Origin of the sequence: Rhizobium leucaenae USDA 9039, from assembly GCF_000426285.1 — a bacterium.
In the GTDB taxonomy this organism is placed as follows: domain Bacteria; phylum Pseudomonadota; class Alphaproteobacteria; order Rhizobiales; family Rhizobiaceae; genus Rhizobium; species Rhizobium leucaenae.
In genome coordinates, this window is the sequence record NZ_AUFB01000083.1 from 1 (window position 1) to 2292 (window position 2292).

2 protein-coding genes are annotated in these 2292 nt (G+C 57.8%); both read right to left on the reverse strand.

What is annotated here, in order from left to right; all coding sequences use genetic code 11:
* Positions 1-91 precede the first annotated feature (91 nt).
* The gene (locus tag K290_RS37065) at positions 92-265 is read right to left on the reverse strand and encodes a serine hydrolase (protein WP_081670492.1); all 174 of its coding nucleotides are present in this window, start codon (positions 263-265) and stop codon (positions 92-94) included.
* A 153-nt stretch (positions 266-418) separates the two neighbouring features.
* Positions 419-1843 carry an aldehyde dehydrogenase family protein gene (locus tag K290_RS0133220; protein ID WP_028755398.1) on the reverse strand — a complete coding sequence of 475 codons (1425 nt, stop codon included), beginning with the start codon at positions 1841-1843 and terminating at the stop codon, positions 419-421.
* Positions 1844-2292: the final 449 nt, after the last annotated feature.

Consider the following 2292-nt stretch of genomic DNA (forward strand, 5'->3'; position numbering starts at 1 on the left):
CCAGAACCGAAGCCGCCTGACACAATACGGTTCCAAACGTTGAGCCGATGCCAATCAACGCGTTGGCGTCAACGTGCGGCGAAAATCGCGCTTACGCAAGACGGAAAATCGTCTGCGTTTCAACGGGTTTTCCCATTTCGCGATCGGCATAACCGGCAGCGCGGCAATAGACGGTTTCTTCGTCCTTAGTGACGATTACGACCGTGCCGACGATTCTGCAGGCCCTGATCGCCTTCTCCATAACTGCATCGATCCGCGCCTTCATCGCAACTATCCCTCAGTCTTTTCGAACAAGCGGACACAGAACTACATGTTCCCGCTATGTTCCGCAAGGCATGGCGCCGACTTCTGGACAGGAAGCTAGCTTTCAATCATGGAGCCGGGTCGTGCCGATAGTTAGGTTTTCGTCACGCCTTCATCACTCCGCAAAACCGACGATACCCTTGATCTCGGTAAATTCATGCAGACCGAACTTCCCATACTCCCGACCGTTGCCGGATTGCTTGTATCCTCCAAATGGAGCGGCACCATCCCATGGCGATTGATTGAGGCGAACCGTACCGGCACGGAGCCTGCAAGCAACCGACCGTGCTTCCAGCGGGTCACCCTGTATATAGGCGGCAAGACCATAGGGCGTGTCATTGGCGATCGCCACCGCCTCGTCCTCGCTTTGATAGCCGACAATTGAGAGCACAGGACCAAAGATCTCCTCGCGCGCGATCGTCATCGAATTCGTCACACGGGCGAATATGGTCGGTCGCACGTAGTAGCCTGTGTTGAGATGCGAAGGCCGCCCGAGACCGCCGGTAACGAGTTCGGCTCCTTCCGCGATACCGGCCGCGATCAGCGTCTGGATCTTTTCGAATTGTGCCGCGCTTGCGACCGGCCCAAGGTTCGTGCGAGGATCCGAAGGGGAACCGACGACAAGCATGGCCGCTTCGTTCGCGGCGATCGAGCTTGCTTCTTCCATTCGCTCCGCCGGTATGAGCATTCGCGTCGGCGCATTGCAGGACTGCCCGGAATTGCCAAAGCACCGGCGCACGCCCGCGCTGACGGCGGCGGCGAAATCGGCACTCCGCAATATGATGTTTGGCGACTTGCCGCCGAGTTCCTGATGCACCCGCTTGACCGTCGGTGCAGCCGCTTGCGCGACGGCGATGCCGGCCCGCGTCGAGCCCGTGAAGGATACCATGTCGACGTCCGGGTGGCTGGCGAGTATCGTTCCAACGGTTGGACCGTCACCGTGGACCAGATTGAAGACCCCTGCCGGTACACCAGCCTCGTCCATGATCTCGGCAAAGACGATTGCGTTGAACGGCGCGATCTCCGAGGGTTTGAGCACCATCGTGCAGCCGGTCGCCAGTGCCGGAGCCACCTTGCAGGCGATCTGGTTGATCGGCCAGTTCCAAGGCGTGATCATTGCTACAACACCTATCGGTTCATGCAAGATTCGGGTCGAGCCTTGCATGTATTCAAAGGCGAAGGTTTCGCAAGCCTTGATCGTCTGTTCGAAATGGATGGCGCCGAGGGCAGCCTGCTCGGCCCGAGCCATGGCGAGCGGCGCTCCCATTTCACGGGAGATGACATCAGCGATCTCGTCATTGCGACGTTTAAGGATTGACAGAATGCGTTTTAATAACGCCAAACGCTCCTCCTTCGTCGTCTGAGAGAAAGAAGCGAAGGCGCTGCGTGCAGCGGCGATTGCCTTATGGGCATCAGCCGCACTGCCCATCGCAATCGTTCCTATCGGCTGCTCGGTGGACGGGTCGATGATCTCGCGCGTGCTTAATAGCGTCGGGTCGACCCAGTCTCCGCCGATATAGAACTTGTGCGCTTGTTTCACTGCTTTCTCCGTCGGTTTTCGTGCTGCTCACCAATTCGGTGATCCCGCTAGCGAGGCTCCCGCGTTCCTGATGGCGGGGAGGTTCTCCAATGTGGGGTGCGCTGAAGCTGGCCCTTGGTCTATCGATTTACCGCGAGATAGTTCATAGGGAGCGTCCTCTGGTTGAGTTCATTTGCTTTCTGATGATAAGCGGCTCGATCCACCGCAATCTGCCTATGTGGGATCGTAGGACAGAACTTAATTCCGAACCTCCACCGTGTTTTGGAGGTTCGGATCCATTCGAGCCGGTCACTCTCAATGACCGTCCGCGGCACCAGTTTCAACTCCGCCGCGTGCACTCGCTTTTGGAAATGGATGCCCGACCCGAGAGATAGGTGACGTTTTGTACCGGAGACATGGGTAACACTTTTCGCTTTTGCGGGAGGTGTTGATGCCGTGGAAAGCGACTT

Bases quoted from the DNA above. Each gene is read 5' to 3' on its own strand.
- K290_RS37065 (WP_081670492.1), bottom strand. From the start codon at position 265: ATGAAGGCGCGGATCGATGCAGTTATGGAGAAGGCGATCAGGGCCTGC.